Genomic DNA, 16989 nt, shown 5'->3' with positions numbered 1-16989 from the left:
CTATCCCGAGAGGTTGAAGTTGCCGGACCCGCCGTAGACGGCGAGCGAGATGAGCAGGGTCACGGTCACGACCGCGATCAGCGAAGTACGCACCGCGTTACCGACGGCCACACCGACGCCGACCGGGCCACCACCGGCGTTGTAGCCGTAGTAGGTGTGGATCAGCATGACCGCGACTCCCATGACGATGGCCTGCGCGAACGACCACAGAATGTCCGTCGGCATCAGGAACGTCGAGAAGTAATGGTCGTAGACGCCGGGCGACTGCCCGTTCATCACGACGGTGGCAAAGCGGCTGGCCATGAACGACGCGACGACGGCCAGCGAGTACAGCGGGATGATCGCGATCATCCCGGCCATGACCCGGGTGCTGACGAGGTACGGGATGGACGGGATCGCCATCACCTCGAGCGCGTCGATCTCCTCGGACACCCGCATCGCACCCAGCTGGGCAGTGGAACCGGCGCCGATGGTGGCGGCCAGGCCGATGCCTGCGATCACCGGTGCGGCGATGCGGACGTTGATGAACGCGGCGAAGAAGCCCGTCAGCGCCTCGACACCGATGTTGCCGAGCGAGCTGTAGCCCTGCACGGCGATCACGGCACCGGAGAACAGTGTCAGGAATGCGACGATGACGACGGTGCCGCCGATGACGGCGAGCGCGCCGGTGCCCATGCTGATCTCGGCGATCAGCCGGATCGTCTCCTTGCGGTAGTGGATGAGCGCGCGCGGCGCCCACACCAGCGCCCGCCAGAAGAACAGCGCCTGCTCACCGATGCTGTCGACGCCAAGACCCAGCTTGTGGATGCGCCGCCTCGTGCCCCGGAACTTTCCGGTCAGTGCGAATGCCATGCCCTCACCCCGCCGTCATCTTGATGCCGACGGCGGTCACCAGGACGTTGACGACGAACAGGGCCATGAAGGCGAAGACGACGGTCTGGTTCACGGCGTCACCCACGCTCTTGGCACCACCCTTCACGTTGAGGCCGAGGTAGCACGCCACCAGGCCGGCGATCATGCCGAAAAGTCCGGCCTTGAGCTGCGAGATCATCAGCTCCCCGAAACCGGTGAGCAGCGTGATGCCGTTGACGAAGGCGCCGGGATTGACGTCCTGCAGCAGCACCGAGAACGCGAAGCCGCCGACGATGCCGATGGTGCTGACCAGTCCGTTGAGCAGGAGCGCGATCACGGTCGACGCGAGCACGCGCGGCACCACCAGCCGCTGGATCGGGTCGATGCCGAGTACCCGCATCGCGTCGATCTCCTCGCGGATCGTTCTCGCCGCGAGGTCCGCGCAGATCGCGGTCGCGCCTGCGCCCGCGACGATCAGCACCGTCACCATCGGCCCGACCTGCGTGACCGCGCCCAGGGCAGCGCCGGCGCCCGACAGGTCGGCGGCGCCGATCTCGCGCAGCAGGATGTTGAGGGTGAAGCTCACCAGAACGGTGAAGGGAATTGCGACGAGCACGGTCGGCACCATCGATACCCGCGCGACGAACCAGGCCTGGTCGACGAACTCGCGCCCTTGGAACGGGCGCTGGACCATGGCGCGAAACACCTGCGCGGACATCTGGAAGAAGCCGCCGACGGCCCGCAACGGCACGGCAAGGAGGTCGTTCATCGCTCCTCCTCGTCAGAAGTCGGACGCGTGCCGCGGTTCGCGCACGCGAGGTTCGGAGAGACGTGTAGATTCCCCCCGGAGTCTGTGATCCAGGTCATACTAAATAGAACACGTTCACGTGTCAAAGTTGCCCTCCGCCCAGACCATTACCGCTGGTCAGAGCAGATCCAGCCAGGCGGGACCGGTTCGCGGACGAATGCGTGTTCATCGAATCCTCCACACCCGCGAAGGGTCGGTCGTCGACATTCACGAGACCGAGCACGGCGGCCGCATTGGCCACTCTCCGACGCATCCTCGAACGACTCACGTTGCCTGCCTTCACCTTTCACCGGGTGGGACGGCCGGCGTCCGACACGCCGACCCAGAACAACAACGGCGGGCGAGCGCCTGACGGCACCGCCCCACCCGCCGCAAACTCTGAGCTCACGCCGCCGGACAGCAGCTCCCTCGACCCCGGCCGCGCATGCGTCCGTCGGACACGTGCGCACACCGGGGTCGAGACTGCGTCAATTGCGACATATCAGCGCCGGTCACACCGCACAATGCGGAAACCCTCAGAGTACTTTTAACCGCGAACGAAATGGCCGTACCAGTGGTCCGGCGCGACGCGATACGTCAGCCGAGCGACTTGACGGCCTCGGTCGCAGCAAACATCCGGCCCGGGTCACGGCCGTCGAAGTAGTCTCCGAGCGACTCGGCCAGGCCCTCCGGGCTCCACTCGGCACCCGGCGCATCGAACTTCTGCTCCACGACGGGAGCGGCCATCAGGGCGACCATCGGGCCGTACACGATGAACACCTGGCCGTTGATCGCCTCGGCGGCAGGCGAGGCCAGGTAGGAGACGAGGTTGACGACGTGCTCGGGCGAGAGCGGGTCGACATCACCTTCCGGGGCGTCACCGAAGACGTTCTCGGTCATCGCGGTCCGGGCGCGGGGGCAGATGGCGTTGGCGCGGACGCCGTACCGCTCGAGTCCGCGTGCAGCGGACAGCGTCAGCGCGGTGATTCCGGCCTTCGCCGCCCCGTAGTTGGGCTGCCCGGCCGGGCCGAGCAACCCCGCCTCGGACGAGGTGTTGATGAGCCGGCCGTAGACCGGGGCGCCTGCGGCCTTGGACGCGGCGCGCCAGTGCACCGCCGCGTTGCGGCACAGCAGGAAGTGTCCGCGCAGGTGGACCTTGAGCACCAGGTCCCATTCCTCGTCGGACATGGAGAACAGCATCTTGTCGCGGACGATGCCCGCGTTGTTGACGACGATGTCGACGCCACCCAGTTCCTGGGCGGCCGCCATCAGGGCGTCTGCGGTGGCGCGCTCGCCGATGTCGCCGGGGACGAACACCCCCTTGCCCCCGAGGGCCTGGATCTCGTCGAGCAGCGCGTCCGCCTGCTCGCCGGCGGCGAGGTCGTTCACGACGACATTCGCGCCGGCCCGGACGAGGCCGAGGGCCTCGGCCTTGCCGAGACCCGAGGCCCCACCGGTGACGATCGCAACCTTGCCGTCCAGAGCTACCTCGCGACTAGCCAATCTCACCACTGCCTTCGTGAATCGATGCGGAACCGGCGGCGAGGCCGTCCTCGAGCACCCGCCCCATACGTGACGGCAGTCACCTTAGAACGTGTTCTCGTTTGCGGCAAGGTTCGATGATCAGAGCTCGAGCTTGAGAGCCGCTCGCGGGCACTGGGAGACCGCTTCCTCCATCAGCGCGACAGTCTCCGGATCGTCGCCGACGGGCTGCGTGACGATCAGGTTCTCGTCGTCGTCCAGATCGAAGACGTCGGGCGCGATACCGACGCACACCCCGTTGGCCTCACACCGGTCGAAATCAACCTTGACCTCCATTGATGAACCTCTTCTCTGATGGGATTCGAATGCCTGCAACCGTGAACCGCGGGCTGTGTCCCCGGTCATATCCACCATTAGACTAGAACCCGTTCCACTCCTGTGCAATGATGCGGAAAACCCGCCGTGACGGGCCAAAAGACCCGCCGGCGCCGACCGCGTCATCAGAACGCGCCGGCCTCGGATATCAACCACTAGAACCTGTGTCAGACCGGAGAGGGATAGATGCACATCACCTACACCGCGGAGCAGCAGAAGCTGCGGGAGGAGCTGCGTGCGTACTTCGCGAAGCTGATCACTCCCGAACGCCGCGAAGCACTGGCCGCCCAGACCGGCGAGTACGGCTCCGGCACCGTCTACCGGGACGTCGTCCGCGAGATGGGCCGCGACGGGTGGCTCACCCTGGGATGGCCGAAGGAGTACGGCGGACAGGAGCGGTCGCCGATCGACCAGCTGATCTTCACCGACGAGGCATCCATCGCCGGCGCCCCGGTGCCGTTCCTCACGATCAACTCCGTCGCGCCGACGATCATGCACTACGGCTCCGAGGAGCAGAAAAAGTTCTTCCTGCCCAAGATCTCGTCGGGCGAGCTGCACTTCTCGATCGGCTACTCCGAGCCCGGCGCGGGTACCGACCTCGCCAGCCTGCGCACCACGGCGGTCAAGGACGGCGACGACTACATCATCAACGGCCAGAAGATGTGGACCTCGCTGATCGCCTACGCCGACTACGTGTGGCTCGCCGTCCGGACCGACCCGAACGCCAAGAAGCACAAGGGCATCAGCATGCTGATCGTCCCGACCACCGCCGAGGGCTTCTCCTACACCCCGGTGCACACGATGGCGGGCCCGGACACCAGCGCCACCTACTACCAGGACGTCCGGGTCCCCTCGTCCGCACTGGTCGGCGAGGAGAACGGCGGCTGGGGTCTGATGACCAACCAGCTCAACCACGAGCGGGTCGCGCTGGTCTCGGCCGCCCCGATCCAGGGCGCGCTGCGCGACACCATCGAGTGGGCGCAGAACACCAAGCTGGCCGACGGCCGTCGCGTCATCGACCAGGAGTGGGTGCAGATCAACCTCGCCCGGGTGCACGCCAAGGTCGAGTACCTCAAGCTCCTGAACTGGGAGGTGTCCTCCGTGGATGCCCCGAGCAAGGGCGATGCGTCCGCGTGCAAGGTCTTCGGCACCGAGTTCGCCACCGAGGCGTACCGGATGCTGATGGAGGTCCTCGGGCCGCTGGCGTACCTGCGCCAGGACTCGAAGGGCTCGGTCCTGCGGGGCCGGGTCGAGCGAATGCACCGCTCCTCGCTGATCCTCACCTTCGGCGGCGGCACCAACGAGGTGCAGCGCGACATCCTCGCCATGACCGCGCTGGGACAGCCACCGGCCAAGCGCTGACCCGCCCCCATCCCCACGACAGCACCCGAAGGAATCATCGTGGACTTCACACCTACCGAGGCCCAGCACGACCTCGAAAAACTCACCCGGAGCATCGCCGAGAAGCTCACCACCAACGACCGCCTGCGCGAGCTTGACGCCGCCGAGGACCGCTTCGACGACAAGCTCTGGCAGGCCCTCGCCGACGCCGGCGTGCTCGCGGCGGCCCTTCCGGAGTCGGTGGGCGGCGGCGGATTCGGCATCCTCGAGCAGTGCACAGTGCTGCGTGAGATCGGTCGCCCCCTCTCCCCCGTGCCCTACCTCAGCTCGATCGTGCTCGCCGCCTCCGCGCTCGCCGAGTTCGGCGACGAGGGCCAGCGGGATCTGGCCCGGCGGGCCGGCGAGGGCACCGCGTTGCTGACCGTCGCGCTCGCCGAGGAACTGAACTACGACCCGGCACAGCCGGTCACCCGTGCCGATCGCAGTGGCGACGGCTGGGCGATCACCGGCACCAAGATCACCGTCCCCGCGGCCGCGTTCGCGGACGCGATCCTCGTGCCCGCCACAACCCCCGAGGGGGTCGCGGTGTTCGTCGTCGACCCGTCCGCGGCGGGCGTGCAGATCGACCGGCAGTCCACCACCGACTACAGCGCCGAGTCGATCGTCGACCTGTCCGGTGTCGTCACCAGCCAGGTGCTCGGCGGCGTCGAGCGCGGCTCCGAGGTCGTGGGCTGGATCCTCGACCGCGCCGCGGTCGGGCTGGCCGCCCAGCAGCTCGGCACCCTCGAGCGCGCGCTCGAACTGGTCGCCGAGTACGCCCGCGAGCGGGTGCAGTTCGACCGGCCGATCGGCAGCTTCCAGGCCGTCGCGCAGCGCCTCGCCGATGCGTTCATCGACGTCAAGGGCGTGCGATCGACGCTGTGGCAGGCGGCGTGGAGGCTCAGCGAGAACCTGCCGGCCGAGGCGGAGATCCGGACCGCGAAGTTCTGGGCCGCGGACGCCGGTCACCGCGTCTCGCACACGGTGATCCACGTGCACGGCGGAGTCGGCCTCGACCGGGATCACCCGGTGCACCGTTACTTCCTGGCCGCCAAGCACAACGAGTTCGCGCTCGGCTCCGCGACCGAGCAGCTCCGTCGACTGGGACAGGCCCTGGCGGACGTTCCGGCCTGAGCCACATCGACGAGAACGCCCGCGCCGCTCGGAGCAGCGCGGGCGTTCTCGTCGATTCGCCGGTCGATTCGACCGCGCGCCCATACCATTCGGTTCGGTATGGAGGCGTCGGGAGGAGTGCCGTGATCGGGTCGATCCGTGCAATGCATGCACTGTTGGCGACGGTGACACTCGGGGCGGCGATGTCCGGCGTCCCGGCGGCAGCCACCCCGGCGGGCGCCGCGCCATGCGTGCTGCTCGTTCACGACATCGGCCGGGACGCCGCGTCCTGGCACACCGCCGCGGATCGGCTCCGTGATCACGGCAGGTGCGCGGTTCCCGTGACGTGGGGCGCACCGGAGGACACGGACGTGCCGCTGCCCGTCGCGGGGTTGCGCGGAGCCGACGCGGGCGCCGACGACCTGGCCCGGACCGTCACCCGCACCGGAGACGGACCGTACGACGTGATCGCCCACGGCGCGGGTTCTCTTGTGGTGCAGCGCTATCTGCAGAAGTACGGGGCGGCCGCGATCCGGTCACTCACCACTCTCGGGCCGCTCTGGAACGGTACCGAGATGGGCGGGCTGGCCGCCGCCGAGGATGCGAGTCGCGCGCTCGGCACGTACGACCTCGTGCTCGGGCTGGAGAAGCCCGTCGTCGACCCGCTCTGCGCCGGCTGCCGCGAGCTGATCCGCGGTTCCGATCTGCTCCGGGACCTCCATCGCATCGGCGTCCCGACCCCGGGCGTGCACTACACGGACATCGCCACGCACTGCGACGAGCTGGCGCCGCCCGTCGCCGTGGAGGGCGTCACGCTGATCGTTCTGGACCACTGCATCTCGCACTTCGCACTACCCGACGATCCTGCGGCCCTCGAAGCCGCGCTCGGGCGATGAGGACAGGAGCAGTCGAATGCCTCGACACCCGCGCGGACGAACGGTGAACGGCCGCAGGATCACCGCGGCGGTGGCTGCCGTCGCCGCGGCCGCCCTGACGTTCGGACCTCCGGCCGCCGCCGCACCCCGTGAAGACCCCGGAACCCACACCGACCTCTATGACCCGCCGAACCCACTGCCGGCAGGCGAGCCGGGAGACGTCCTGCGCGTCGAACCGTCCGTGGCGGCCGTCGTTCCCGGTACGCCGGCCGTGATCGACGCGACCGTCACCCGCGTGATGTACCGCAGCGTGGGGGCGGCGGGGACACCCGTCGCCGTCGTCGGGACCGTGCTGGTTCCGACCGCCCCCTGGTCCGGTGACGGCCCGCGGCCGACGGTCGTGCTCGGCCCCGGCACCCAGGGCCAAGGCGATCAGTGCGCTCCGTCGAAACTGATGACCTTCGGACAGGAGTACGAGTACCTCCACATCGTCCCGCTGCTCACTCGTGGCTATGCCGTGGCGGTCACCGACTACGAGGGTCTCGGCACGCCCGGCGTGCACACGTACCTCAACAGGGAATCGCAGGGCCGTGCCATGCTCGATCTGGCCCGTGCCGCACAGCAGTTGACCGACCACGGCATCGACGAGGGCACCCGCTTCGGGTTCTGGGGGTACTCCCAGGGCGGCATGAGTTCCGCCGCCGCCGCGGAGCTGAAGGACGGCTACGCGCCGGAACTCCCTGTGGTCGGCGCGGTCGCCGGCGCCCCACCGGCGTCGCTGGCCGATCTCGCGGTCGCCGGGGACGGGTCGACGCTGTCGGGCGGAATCGGCTGGGTGGTCAACGGCTTCGCCGCCGCCCATCCCGAGCACGCCGACGCGATGCTGGCCGTGTTCGATGACGAAGGCCGCGCCGTCCTCGCCCGTGCCGCGAGCTCGTGCGTGTTCGACTTCCCGATGTTGAATCCGTTCCTTCCCACGAACCGGTACACCCGTGACGACCGGCCCATCGCCGAGCACCTGTCGGAGGAGCCCTGGGCCTCGATCGTGAAGCAACAGGAACTCGGCAACATCACACCCACGATTCCGGTTTTCGTCAGCTCGAACGTGAGCGACGACCTGGTTCTCAGGTCGGGCGTCGACACAATGGTTGCCAAGTGGTGCGCCGGAGGCGCTGACGTGGACTACCAGCGCTACGACCTGCCGCCGCTGTTCCCGAAGACCGCCACCGGCCACGCCGTCGGGCTCCTCCCCTCCGCCGCGCAGGGCCTGCAGTGGCTCGACCAGCAGTTCGCCGGCGGGCCGACCGGGAGCACCTGCAGCACGTGAGTTGCGATCCCACTGGCTGCGACAGGCACCTGGTCGCCCGCCCTCCCGCTGCCTACACTGCGGACATGAGCAACCCCGCGCCCACGGTGTCCGATCTGCTGCAGCGCCTCCGGGACGACCAGGAGAACGGAATCCTGTTCGAGGACACAGTGATTCCCTGGTCGAAGCACGTCGGCGAGTGCGTCGACACGGCCGCGGCCCTGGCATCGCTGTTGGATCCCGCGGCACCCCCGCACGTGGGGGTGCTGCTGGACAACGTCCCCGAGTTTCCGCTCCTGCTCGGGGCCACCGCGATCGGTGGCACCGTGCTGGCCGGGCTGAACCCGACCCGTCGCGGCGCCGCGCTGGCCGGGGACATCGCCCGGTCGGACTGTCAGGTCGTGGTGACGGACTCCGAGAAGGCCCGGCTGCTCGACGGCCTCGACCTCGGGGATGTCCGGCTGCTCCTCGTGGACACCCCCGAGTGGGACGCCCTGCTCGCCGCACACCGCGGCAGCCCGGTGCCGGACGTGACGCCGGGACTGGACGACCTGTTCATGCTGATCTTCACCTCCGGCACGAGCGGTAACCCGAAGGCCGTCCGCGTGACGCACAAGATGGTTGCCGGACCGGGCGTGATGCTCTCGCAGCGCTTCGGCCTGACCTCCGCCGACACCACCTATGCGTCGATGCCGCTGTTCCACTCCGGCGCCGTCATGGCGTGCTGGGCGATCGCCCTCGCCGCGGGCGGGAACTTCGCACTGCGGCGCAAGTTCTCGGCGTCAGGATTCCTCCCCGACGTGCGCCGGTTCGGAGCCACGTTCGCGCACTACGTCGGCAAGCCGCTCGCCTATGTGCTGGCCACCCCCGAACGGTCCGACGACGCCGACAATCCACTGAAGATCGTGTATGGCAACGAGGGCTCGCCGTCGGCGATCGCCGAGTTCGGCCGCCGGTTCGACGTCCGGGTCGTCGACGGGTTCGGGTCGACCGAGGGCGGCGTCCTGATCTCCCGGCTGCCCGGCACCCCGCCCGGCGCCCTCGGCCCACTGCCGGAGGGTATCGCCGTGCTCGATCCGGAAACCGGAACCCCCTGCCCGGTAGCCGAATTCGATTCGGCAGGGCACATCACCAACGCCGACAAGGCCACCGGTGAGCTGGTCAACACCACCGGCACCGGCAGCTTCGCCGGGTACTACAAGAATCCCGAAGCCGAGGCCGAGCGGGTCCGCGACGGCCAGTACTGGAGTGGTGACCTCGCGTACGTCGACGGCGACGGCTACGTGTACTTCGCCGGCCGCAGCTCCGGCTGGATGCGGGTGGACGGCGAGAACCTCGGCACCGCACCGATCGAGAACATCCTCGCCCGGCACCCGCGGGTGGTCGAGGTCGCGGCGTACGCGGTGCCCGACCCGCAGGTCGGTGACCGGGTGGCGGTGGCCGTCGTCGCCTCGGACGGGTTCGACATCGACGAGTTCGCCGAATTCCTCGCCAAGCAAGGCGATCTCGGACCGAAGCAGCTGCCGAGCTTCGTGCGGGTCACCGACGACCTGCCGAAGACCGCGACGTACAAGGTGCTGGGCCGGTCCCTGAGTGCACAGCGTTGGAACTCGTCCGACCCCACCTGGTTCCGGGCAGCCGGCACGACCACCTTCGTCCCCGTCACCCCCGACCTCGCGGCCGCACTGGACGCCGAACTCGACCGCTGATCGGGACCGAGGGTCGTCGCTGTGGGTGATGCCCGACGTCTCGAGGAACCCGGTCACCGCCACGAACGGAATTTCCAAGCCAGACGAAGAGGTCCGGCAGGCCGCCCGGGACGCTGGGCACCTCACGGAGCTGTGAGCGGACGTTCCGTGTCGTCACCGTCGCCGACCGCGCCGGACAGCAGCTCCATCAGCCTCGCCACCCCCGGTCGCACGCAGTCGGTGTAGCGCGCCAGGGCATCCCGAATCTCGGGTTCGTCGCGGCGCCCTCGCACGCCGCGTTGATGGTTGAGGCGGGACCGTTCCAGCCAGTCCACGACATCCGGCTCCTTCGACCAGGACCGCTCGGCCGCCATCTCGGTGAGCTTGCCTCGCACCCAGTCGAGCGGGACGTCGGGCAGTCGGTTCGTCGGGCAGAGGCGGTTCTTCTCCGCGACCTCTCGACCCGACGCCTCGACGTAGCCGACGAGCGCCGCATTGAACGGGATCAGTCCGGGACGGACCGGCTGCAACGTTATCCGGCCCGGCTCGAAGATCGGTAGGGCCGGAGCCCGATTCAGGCCCGCGGCAGCGCAGTGCACGTACAGGTCGTCGGGATCGGCGGGGACGGTGCCCTCGTCGAGTTCGATGGCGTGCGAGTCGACGCGGCGCACGTGACCGAGCCGAACGACCTCCTCGATCCGGCGAAGCTCGTCGACCTCGGCGGTGCTGGTCGTCGCCATCTTGAGCATCGTCGGCGTCACCGTCCGGTCGACGCGCAGGAGGAACCCATGCTCCTCGAGCCCGGTGAACAACTCCCCCAGCGACGTCGCGTTCGCCGCGGCCTGCATCTGCCGTGCCCCTCCGTCGACGATGCGCCCGACCAGATCGCCGTTCTGCACGAAATACCGGTTCACGAACCAGGATTCGCGTGGCTTGACCCACCGGATCAGCTCCGGCGCGACGCCGACTCCGAGCAGCCACACGCACGCGTCGATCGCGGTCTTTCCCGCGCCGACGATCACGTACCGGCCGGGTGGTGCCTGCACCGACACGAGCTCGCCCACCGGGATGCAGCGAACACCGGGTGCGACGTCGAAGGGCGGCGGAGTCGTTGCCGGTACGGACGGCGACAGGTACCTGGCGTCGACCACCGCTGCGCGGACGGTGACCTCGTACCGATCCCCCGTCGCGCGCGAGACGAATCCGTGGTCGCCGTCGTACTCGCACAGCGGGTGGTAGCGGACCGCGCCGGACGGCACCAGGTGCGAGTGCATCACCCGGTCGTAGTAGCCGCAGATCTCGGGGCCGGTCGCCCGCTCGTACATGCCCGCGTTCAGGCCGGTGACGTCGATGGCGTCGCCACCGAGCGGCAGTGAGTTCACACCGTAGAAGGAAGACGGCTGGTGCAGTCGCACGAACGGGTAGGCGTCGAGCCAGTGCCCGCCCGGCGCGTGCCGCCGGTCCACCACGATGACGTGGGCGGAACTGTCCGCCGTGAGCGCATCCGTGAACGCCATGCCCGCCGCGCCTGCTCCGATGACGAGGTAGTCGGTGTCGAGAGTGTGCGTCGCCATGTGCTCGCCTCCCCAACCACCATCCCAGCCGCGCCCGGATGTGTCCACGACGAGGGCCGGGCACGAATACTCGTGCCCGGCCCTCGGTGTGTGGCCCTACGGGTGTTCAGCCGCCCAGCTTGTCCAGCCGTGCGACGGTGGCCTCGAACTCGGCGACCAGATCGGCCATCGTGTCCGCGACCGGGCGGATCTCGTTCATCCGGCCGACGATCTGACCGGCGGGCATCGCGACGACGTCCGGGTTCTCGGCGGCGGCGATGCGCTGGTGCGCCTCCGCGACCAGGATGTTCTGCAGCGGCATCGGCAGCGCGTCGGGCGCACCCGGTGCCGACCAGGCGTCGGTCCACTTGGTCTTGAGCAGCCGGGCCGGCTTGCCGGAGTAGATCCGCGACCGGACGGTGTCGCTCGACGTCGCCGCCAGCAGCGCCCGCTGCGTGGCGGACGTGCCGTCCGCCGCGCTGCCGAGCCGGTACTCGGCGGCGGTGAGCCAGTACGAGCCCATCCACACGCCCTGTGCACCGAGCGCCATCGCCGCGGCGACCTGACGGCCGCTGCCGATGCCGCCTGCCGCGAGGACGGTGGCGGAATCGCCCACCGCGTCGACGATTTCGGGAACCAGCACCATCGAGGCGATCTCGCCCGTGTGCCCACCGGCCTCGTAGCCCTGCGCGATGACGATGTCGACACCGTTCTCGACGTGGCTGCGGGCGTGACCGACCGCGCCGGCCAGCGCGGCGACCGGCACCCCGTGCTCGTGCGCCTCGTCGATGATGTCCTTCGGCGGGGAACCGAGCGCATTCGCGATCAACGCGGGGCGGTGCTTGAACGCCACGTCGAGCTGCGCGCGGGCCACCGAGTGCAGCCAGCCGAGGACCCCGGTGGCGTGCTCGACGTCGTCGGACAGGGGCGGCACCCCCAGCTCCTCGAGGGTGCGGTTGACGAACGCGCGGTGCTCGGCCGGGATCAGCTTGTCCAGGTCCACGGCGGTGCCCTCGGTGGGCACCTTGGCCGGCATCACGACGTCGACGCCGTACGGCTTGCCGTCGGTGTTCTCGTCCATCCAGTTCAGGGTGGCCTCGAGCTCCTCCGGATCGTTGAACCGGACGCAGCCGAGCACGCCGAGGCCGCCGGCCCGCGACACCGCCGCCGCCACGTGCTCGGACGGGGTGAACGCGAAGATCGGGTACTTGATGCCGAACTTCTCGGCAAGATCGTTGTGCATCAGGAGTTTCCGTTGCCGTTCGTGTAGTGATCGTCCGCGTCGCGGGACTCGGTCTGCGCGGTGGCCCACTTGTAGTCCGGCTTGCCTGCCGGCGAGCGCTTGATCTCGTCGACGAACCACAGGCTGCGCGGCACCTTGTAGCCGGCGATCTCCTTGCGGGCCGCGGCCACGATGTCGTTCAGGCTCGGGCGGGCGCCGTCACGCGTGGCCACGACCGCGGCGACCCGGTTGCCGAAACGCTCGTCCGGGACACCGACGACGAGGCAGTCGAAGACGTCGGGATGCGTCTTGATCGCGCCCTCGACCTCCTCCGGGTAGATCTTCTCGCCGCCACTGTTGATCGAGACGGAGCCGCGGCCGAGCATCGTGACCGAGCCGTCCTCCTCGACGGTGGCGTAGTCGCCGGGGATCGAGTACCGGACGCCGTTGTACACCTTGAAGGTCGCGGCGGTCTTGGCCTCGTCCTTGTAGTAGCCGAGCGGGATGTGGCCGTGCCGGGCGAGCAGGCCGACCTTGCCCGAGCCGGGCTGGATCTCGTTGCCCTCATCGTCGAGGACGACGGTCGCGGCGTCGATCTTCACCCGCGGGCCGCCGGTGTGGGTGGCACCCTTGGTCACAGTGCTCAGACCGCCGAAGCCGGTCTCGGAGGAGCCGATGGAGTCGGTGATGTAGCGGTTGGGCAGCAGGTCGAGGAACTCGTCCTTGAGCGCAGGCGAGAACAGCGCCGCGCTGGAGGCCATCACGTACAGGCTGGAGAGGTCGTACGGCTCGCCGGTCTCCGGGTTGCCCGCCTTCAGCGCGTCCAGCATCGGCCGGGCCATCGCGTCACCGGTGATGAAGATGAGGTTGACCTTGTGGCGGTCGATGACCTGCCACACCTCGTGCCCGTCGAACTCGGGGTGCATCACCAGGGTGCCGCCGCCGAACAGACTGTGGAACACAGCGGACTGCGAGCCGCCGTGGATCATCGGCGGGATCGGGAAGCGCACCATCGCCGGGCTCGCGGCACCGACCTTGGCCAGCTCCCACTCGTCCTCGACGCGTTCGCCGGTGACGAAGTTGACTCCGCCGCCGAGCACCCGCCACCAGTCCTCGTGACGCCACATGACGCCCTTCGGCATGCCGGTGGTGCCGCCGGTGTACAGCATGAAGATGTCGTCGGGGCTGCGCTCACCGAAGTCGCGCTCGGGCGACCCCTCGGACAGGGCCTGCTCGTACTCGACGCCGCCGAAGGACGAGTAGTCCAGGTCGGTGCCGTCCTCGACCACGAGCACGGACTTGACCAGTGGCGTGTTCGGCAGCACGTTCGCGACCTTGTCCACGTACCTGCGCTCGACGACGAGCGCGGCCATGTCGGAGTTCTCGAAGATGTACTGCAACTCGTTCTCGACGTAGCGGTAGTTCACGTTGACCATCACCGCGCGGGCCTTGAACACGGCAACCATGGCCTCGATGGCCTCGATGGTGTTGCGGCTGTAGATACCCACCTTGTCGCCCGGCTTCACGCCGTGATCCTGCAGGTAGTGAGCCAGACGGTTGGTCCGCTCCTCCAACTGCGCGTAGGTGATCTCGCGGTCGCTGTCCAGCAGCGCCACACGCTCGGGGTTCAGGTCGATGGAGTGCTCGACAAAGTCTGCGATATGAAGGGCCACGCCCAACAAAGTAGAACGTGTTACCGTTTCATGCAAGAGTCAATTTGAGACCCAACTCACACGCATTCGGGAGCTACAAGTGTCCTCCACCACAGCCGAAATTTCCGACGTTTCGGACAAGTCCGCACCCTGCCTCGTGGAGAAGCGTGGTCACGTCCTGATCGTCACGATGAACCGTCCCGAGGCGCGCAACGCGCTCTCCCAGGAGATGATGGCGATCATGACGCAGGCCTGGGACCAGGTCGACAACGATCCCGAGATCCGCGTCGCGATCCTGACCGGAGCCGGCGGCACGTTCTGCGCGGGCATGGACCTCAAGGACATGAACAAGAACGCCCCCGGCGACAAGTTCGCCGGCGGCGGCTGGGACCTGACCAAGCTCCCCGCCCTGCTCAAGGGTCGGCGCCTGACCAAGCCGCTGATCGCCGCGGTCGAGGGTGCGGCCATCGCCGGCGGCACCGAGATCCTGCAGGGCACCGACATCCGGGTCGCCGGCGAGAGCGCCCGGTTCGGAGTGTCCGAGGCCAAGCTGGGCCTGTTCCCGCTCGGCGGGTCCGCGGTGCGCCTGGTCCGGCAGATTCCGTACACCGTCGCCGCCGACATCCTGCTCACCGGCCGCACCGTCCCGGCCGCCGAGGCGAAGGACCTCGGCCTGATCGGGTACCTCGTCCCGGACGGCGAGGCGCTGACCAAGGCGCTCGAGATCGCCGACCGGATCGCAGCCAACGGACCGGTCGCGGTGCAGGCGATCCTCAAGACCATCCGGGTCACCGAGGGCATGCACGAGGAGGATGCCTTCAAGCTCGAGGCCGAGATCGGCGCAGGTGTGTTCGCGAGCGACGACGCCAAGGAGGGCCCGCGCTCGTTCGTCGAGAAGCGTGCCCCGAAGTTCCAGGGCAAGTAGCCCGCACCACCGGGTACCGACACGGCCCGCCGTCGCACTCGCGACGGCGGGCCGTGACCGTCGGATCGGTTGACATCGCGGAACAATCCCGGCGGCACCCGGGTTGTGGCCGACATGAGCACCGACGCCGATTCCCGACTGCTCGACCTCGTTGCCGCCCACACCCGGGGTGTGCTGACGACGATCAAGCGCGACGGCAGGCCGCAGCTGTCCAACGTCGTCTACGCCTGGGATCCGGAGACTCGCACGGCGCGGGTCTCGGTCACCGCCGACCGGGCCAAGACCCGCAACGCCGCCCGCGACCCACGCGTCTCGCTACATGTGAGCGCGGGCGACTTCTGGTCGTACGCGGTGGTCGAGGGCGACGCCGAGCTGACCGCCGTCGCCACCGACCCGCACGACGCCGCCACGGACGAACTCGTCGACGTCTACCGCCGGGCCACGGGCACCGAACACCCGGACTGGGAGGAGTTCCGCCGCGCGATGGTCGCCGAACGCCGTCGGGTGCTGCGCATCCACACCCGCCGCGTGTACGGCATGGCCGAACTCCCGACCCCCTCCTCCTGACGCACTCCCCTGATGGCATGAACGGAAGCGTTCAGTCGATCAGATCGGCTGAACGTTCCGTTCATGCGATGACACGGCGGCGGAATTCCCCTGTGAACACCTGAGACCTGGTCGACCGCGCCCAAATCACGGTCGACCAGGAGCCACCGAATCGAGGACCACCGGTGGGCGTGGCCGACTCGCTGCCAACGCGTGATGCGCGCGCAACGCATCGCGCACGGTTTCCGGATCGTCCCGAACAGTCCGTGGAAGCGTCGACAGGACCACGATCCCGGCATTCTGCATTCGTGTCCGCCGCGCCGTCGTGGCCGCGTACGACTCGGGTGCGGTGTGCCAGTCGATCGAGTCGATCTCCCACGCAAGCCCCACACAGTCGATCCATCCGTCCGGTTGTGCAAGGAAAGTTCCGTCCTCGGACCGGATCGTGCGGTTGAAGACCATCTCCGGCAGGCCCGTCGACTGCCAGATCTGCCGCGCGAGCGCCTCGGGAACCGAGTGCACGTTCGCGTTCATCTCCTCGAGGACGACCCGGGCGAACGCGGACCCGCGGATGCTTCCCTCGGCGAGTTCCACGGCCAACTCCACCGCAGTGACGGCTTTGCGCTGGACCACCGCCGCGATCAGCGCCCGCGTCGAGTTCAGCGTCGTGCAACGCCGCGCGGCGTCGAGTAGCGCCCGCGGCAACGGCGCGCACGGCAGTCCCCCCCGGATCACCGGCTGCGGCAGTCGGGTTGTCCGCTCGACCCGGACGAAGGCGGTCGACTGCACTCTCCGCCGGTCGGGGAGCAAGACATGAACGTCTCCGGCCTCGGTCCCGAAACCATACTCGCGCAATGCGGTTCGGCCGGTCAGGACTGCACCATCACCGCAGTAGGCCAGACCGGCGACCAACCGCTGCCGGTGAGTCGGGTGGCCGTTGGTCAACTGGATGACACCAGGGAGAATCCTGCGCCACGAACCGTCCGGCCCACACCTGGACGTGATCGTCGACGACGACACCCCGAACGACACGAGCGTCGACACCCGGATGATCCCACTGTCGGCGACCTCGCCGAGCAACTGCCGTTCGCCGGCCCATCCCCCACGTCTCATACCGTCGATCTTGACCGGACCGACAGCGTCCCGCGCTCCCCACCGTGCACTTGTGAACAAGTCTCCGTGCCTGTGGACAACCTCACCGGCCCAGCATGAACGGAACATTCAGTCGATCTA

At 68.6% G+C, this 16989-nt stretch carries 15 protein-coding genes; 7 read left to right on the top strand and 8 right to left on the bottom strand.

Annotated elements, in window-relative coordinates:
- The 4 genes from ACWEPG_RS16110 to ACWEPG_RS16095 form a co-directional block, all read right to left on the bottom strand.
- Window positions 1-852, bottom strand: coding sequence for an MlaE family ABC transporter permease (locus tag ACWEPG_RS16110; protein ID WP_450116570.1), 852 nt, complete (start codon window positions 850-852; stop codon window positions 1-3).
- 4 nt (window positions 853-856) lie between these two features.
- On the bottom strand, window positions 857-1621 hold the full coding sequence (locus tag ACWEPG_RS16105) for an MlaE family ABC transporter permease (RefSeq protein ID WP_450116569.1): 765 nt from the start codon (window positions 1619-1621) through the stop codon (window positions 857-859).
- A gap of 615 nt (window positions 1622-2236) precedes the next feature.
- A complete protein-coding gene (locus tag ACWEPG_RS16100; protein WP_450116600.1) occupies window positions 2237-3142 on the bottom strand; it encodes a 3-oxoacyl-ACP reductase in 906 nt (301 codons plus the stop codon).
- 120 nt (window positions 3143-3262) lie between these two features.
- Window positions 3263-3457 carry a ferredoxin gene (locus ACWEPG_RS16095; RefSeq protein WP_450116568.1) on the bottom strand — a complete coding sequence of 65 codons (195 nt, stop codon included), beginning with the start codon at window positions 3455-3457 and terminating at the stop codon, window positions 3263-3265.
- Window positions 3458-3682: 225 nt separating this feature from the next.
- On the opposite strand from ACWEPG_RS16095, the gene ACWEPG_RS16090 reads away from it, so the two are divergent.
- From ACWEPG_RS16090 to ACWEPG_RS16070, 5 genes are all read left to right on the top strand, one after another.
- Window positions 3683-4858: an acyl-CoA dehydrogenase family protein gene (locus ACWEPG_RS16090; RefSeq protein WP_450116567.1), complete on the top strand. Its 1176-nt coding sequence runs from the start codon at window positions 3683-3685 to the stop codon at window positions 4856-4858.
- A 39-nt stretch (window positions 4859-4897) separates the two neighbouring features.
- The gene (locus tag ACWEPG_RS16085) at window positions 4898-6010 is read left to right on the top strand and encodes an acyl-CoA dehydrogenase family protein (protein ID WP_450116566.1); all 1113 of its coding nucleotides are present in this window, start codon (window positions 4898-4900) and stop codon (window positions 6008-6010) included.
- Between the two features lie 143 nt (window positions 6011-6153).
- Window positions 6154-6885 carry an esterase/lipase family protein gene (locus tag ACWEPG_RS16080; RefSeq protein WP_450116565.1) on the top strand — a complete coding sequence of 244 codons (732 nt, stop codon included), beginning with the start codon at window positions 6154-6156 and terminating at the stop codon, window positions 6883-6885.
- A gap of 16 nt (window positions 6886-6901) precedes the next feature.
- Window positions 6902-8191: a lipase family protein gene (locus ACWEPG_RS16075; RefSeq protein ID WP_450116564.1), complete on the top strand. Its 1290-nt coding sequence runs from the start codon at window positions 6902-6904 to the stop codon at window positions 8189-8191.
- Between the two features lie 65 nt (window positions 8192-8256).
- Window positions 8257-9879, top strand: coding sequence for a long-chain-fatty-acid--CoA ligase (locus ACWEPG_RS16070; RefSeq protein WP_450116563.1), 1623 nt, complete (start codon window positions 8257-8259; stop codon window positions 9877-9879).
- 122 nt (window positions 9880-10001) lie between these two features.
- Here ACWEPG_RS16070 and ACWEPG_RS16065 read toward each other — a convergent pair whose 3' ends face one another.
- The 3 genes from ACWEPG_RS16065 to ACWEPG_RS16055 all read right to left on the bottom strand — a co-directional run bounded on the left by ACWEPG_RS16065 (window position 10002) and on the right by ACWEPG_RS16055 (window position 14306).
- Entirely contained in the window at window positions 10002-11432 is a 1431-nt protein-coding gene (locus ACWEPG_RS16065; protein ID WP_450116562.1) for an NAD(P)-binding protein, read from the bottom strand.
- A gap of 106 nt (window positions 11433-11538) precedes the next feature.
- Window positions 11539-12654, bottom strand: coding sequence for an NAD(P)H-dependent flavin oxidoreductase (locus tag ACWEPG_RS16060; RefSeq protein ID WP_450116561.1), 1116 nt, complete (start codon window positions 12652-12654; stop codon window positions 11539-11541).
- Window positions 12654-14306, bottom strand: coding sequence for an acyl-CoA synthetase (locus ACWEPG_RS16055; RefSeq protein ID WP_450116560.1), 1653 nt, complete (start codon window positions 14304-14306; stop codon window positions 12654-12656). The genes ACWEPG_RS16060 and ACWEPG_RS16055 overlap by 1 nt, the downstream gene beginning before the upstream one ends.
- Before the next feature lie 79 nt (window positions 14307-14385).
- Between ACWEPG_RS16055 and ACWEPG_RS16050 the strand changes: the two genes are divergently transcribed.
- The gene (locus ACWEPG_RS16050; protein WP_450133126.1) at window positions 14386-15210 is read left to right on the top strand and encodes a crotonase/enoyl-CoA hydratase family protein; all 825 of its coding nucleotides are present in this window, start codon (window positions 14386-14388) and stop codon (window positions 15208-15210) included.
- A gap of 114 nt (window positions 15211-15324) precedes the next feature.
- Window positions 15325-15777, top strand: a complete 453-nt coding sequence (locus ACWEPG_RS16045) for a PPOX class F420-dependent oxidoreductase (RefSeq protein WP_450117235.1) — start codon at window positions 15325-15327, stop codon at window positions 15775-15777.
- A gap of 126 nt (window positions 15778-15903) precedes the next feature.
- On the opposite strand, the gene ACWEPG_RS16040 is transcribed toward ACWEPG_RS16045, so the two are convergent.
- Entirely contained in the window at window positions 15904-16869 is a 966-nt protein-coding gene (locus ACWEPG_RS16040; protein WP_450117234.1) for a hypothetical protein, read from the bottom strand.
- Window positions 16870-16989 lie beyond the last annotated feature (120 nt).

It is taken from the genome of Rhodococcus sp. NPDC004095, from assembly GCF_053604015.1.
This window is presented reverse-complemented; position numbering and strand designations above follow the sequence as displayed.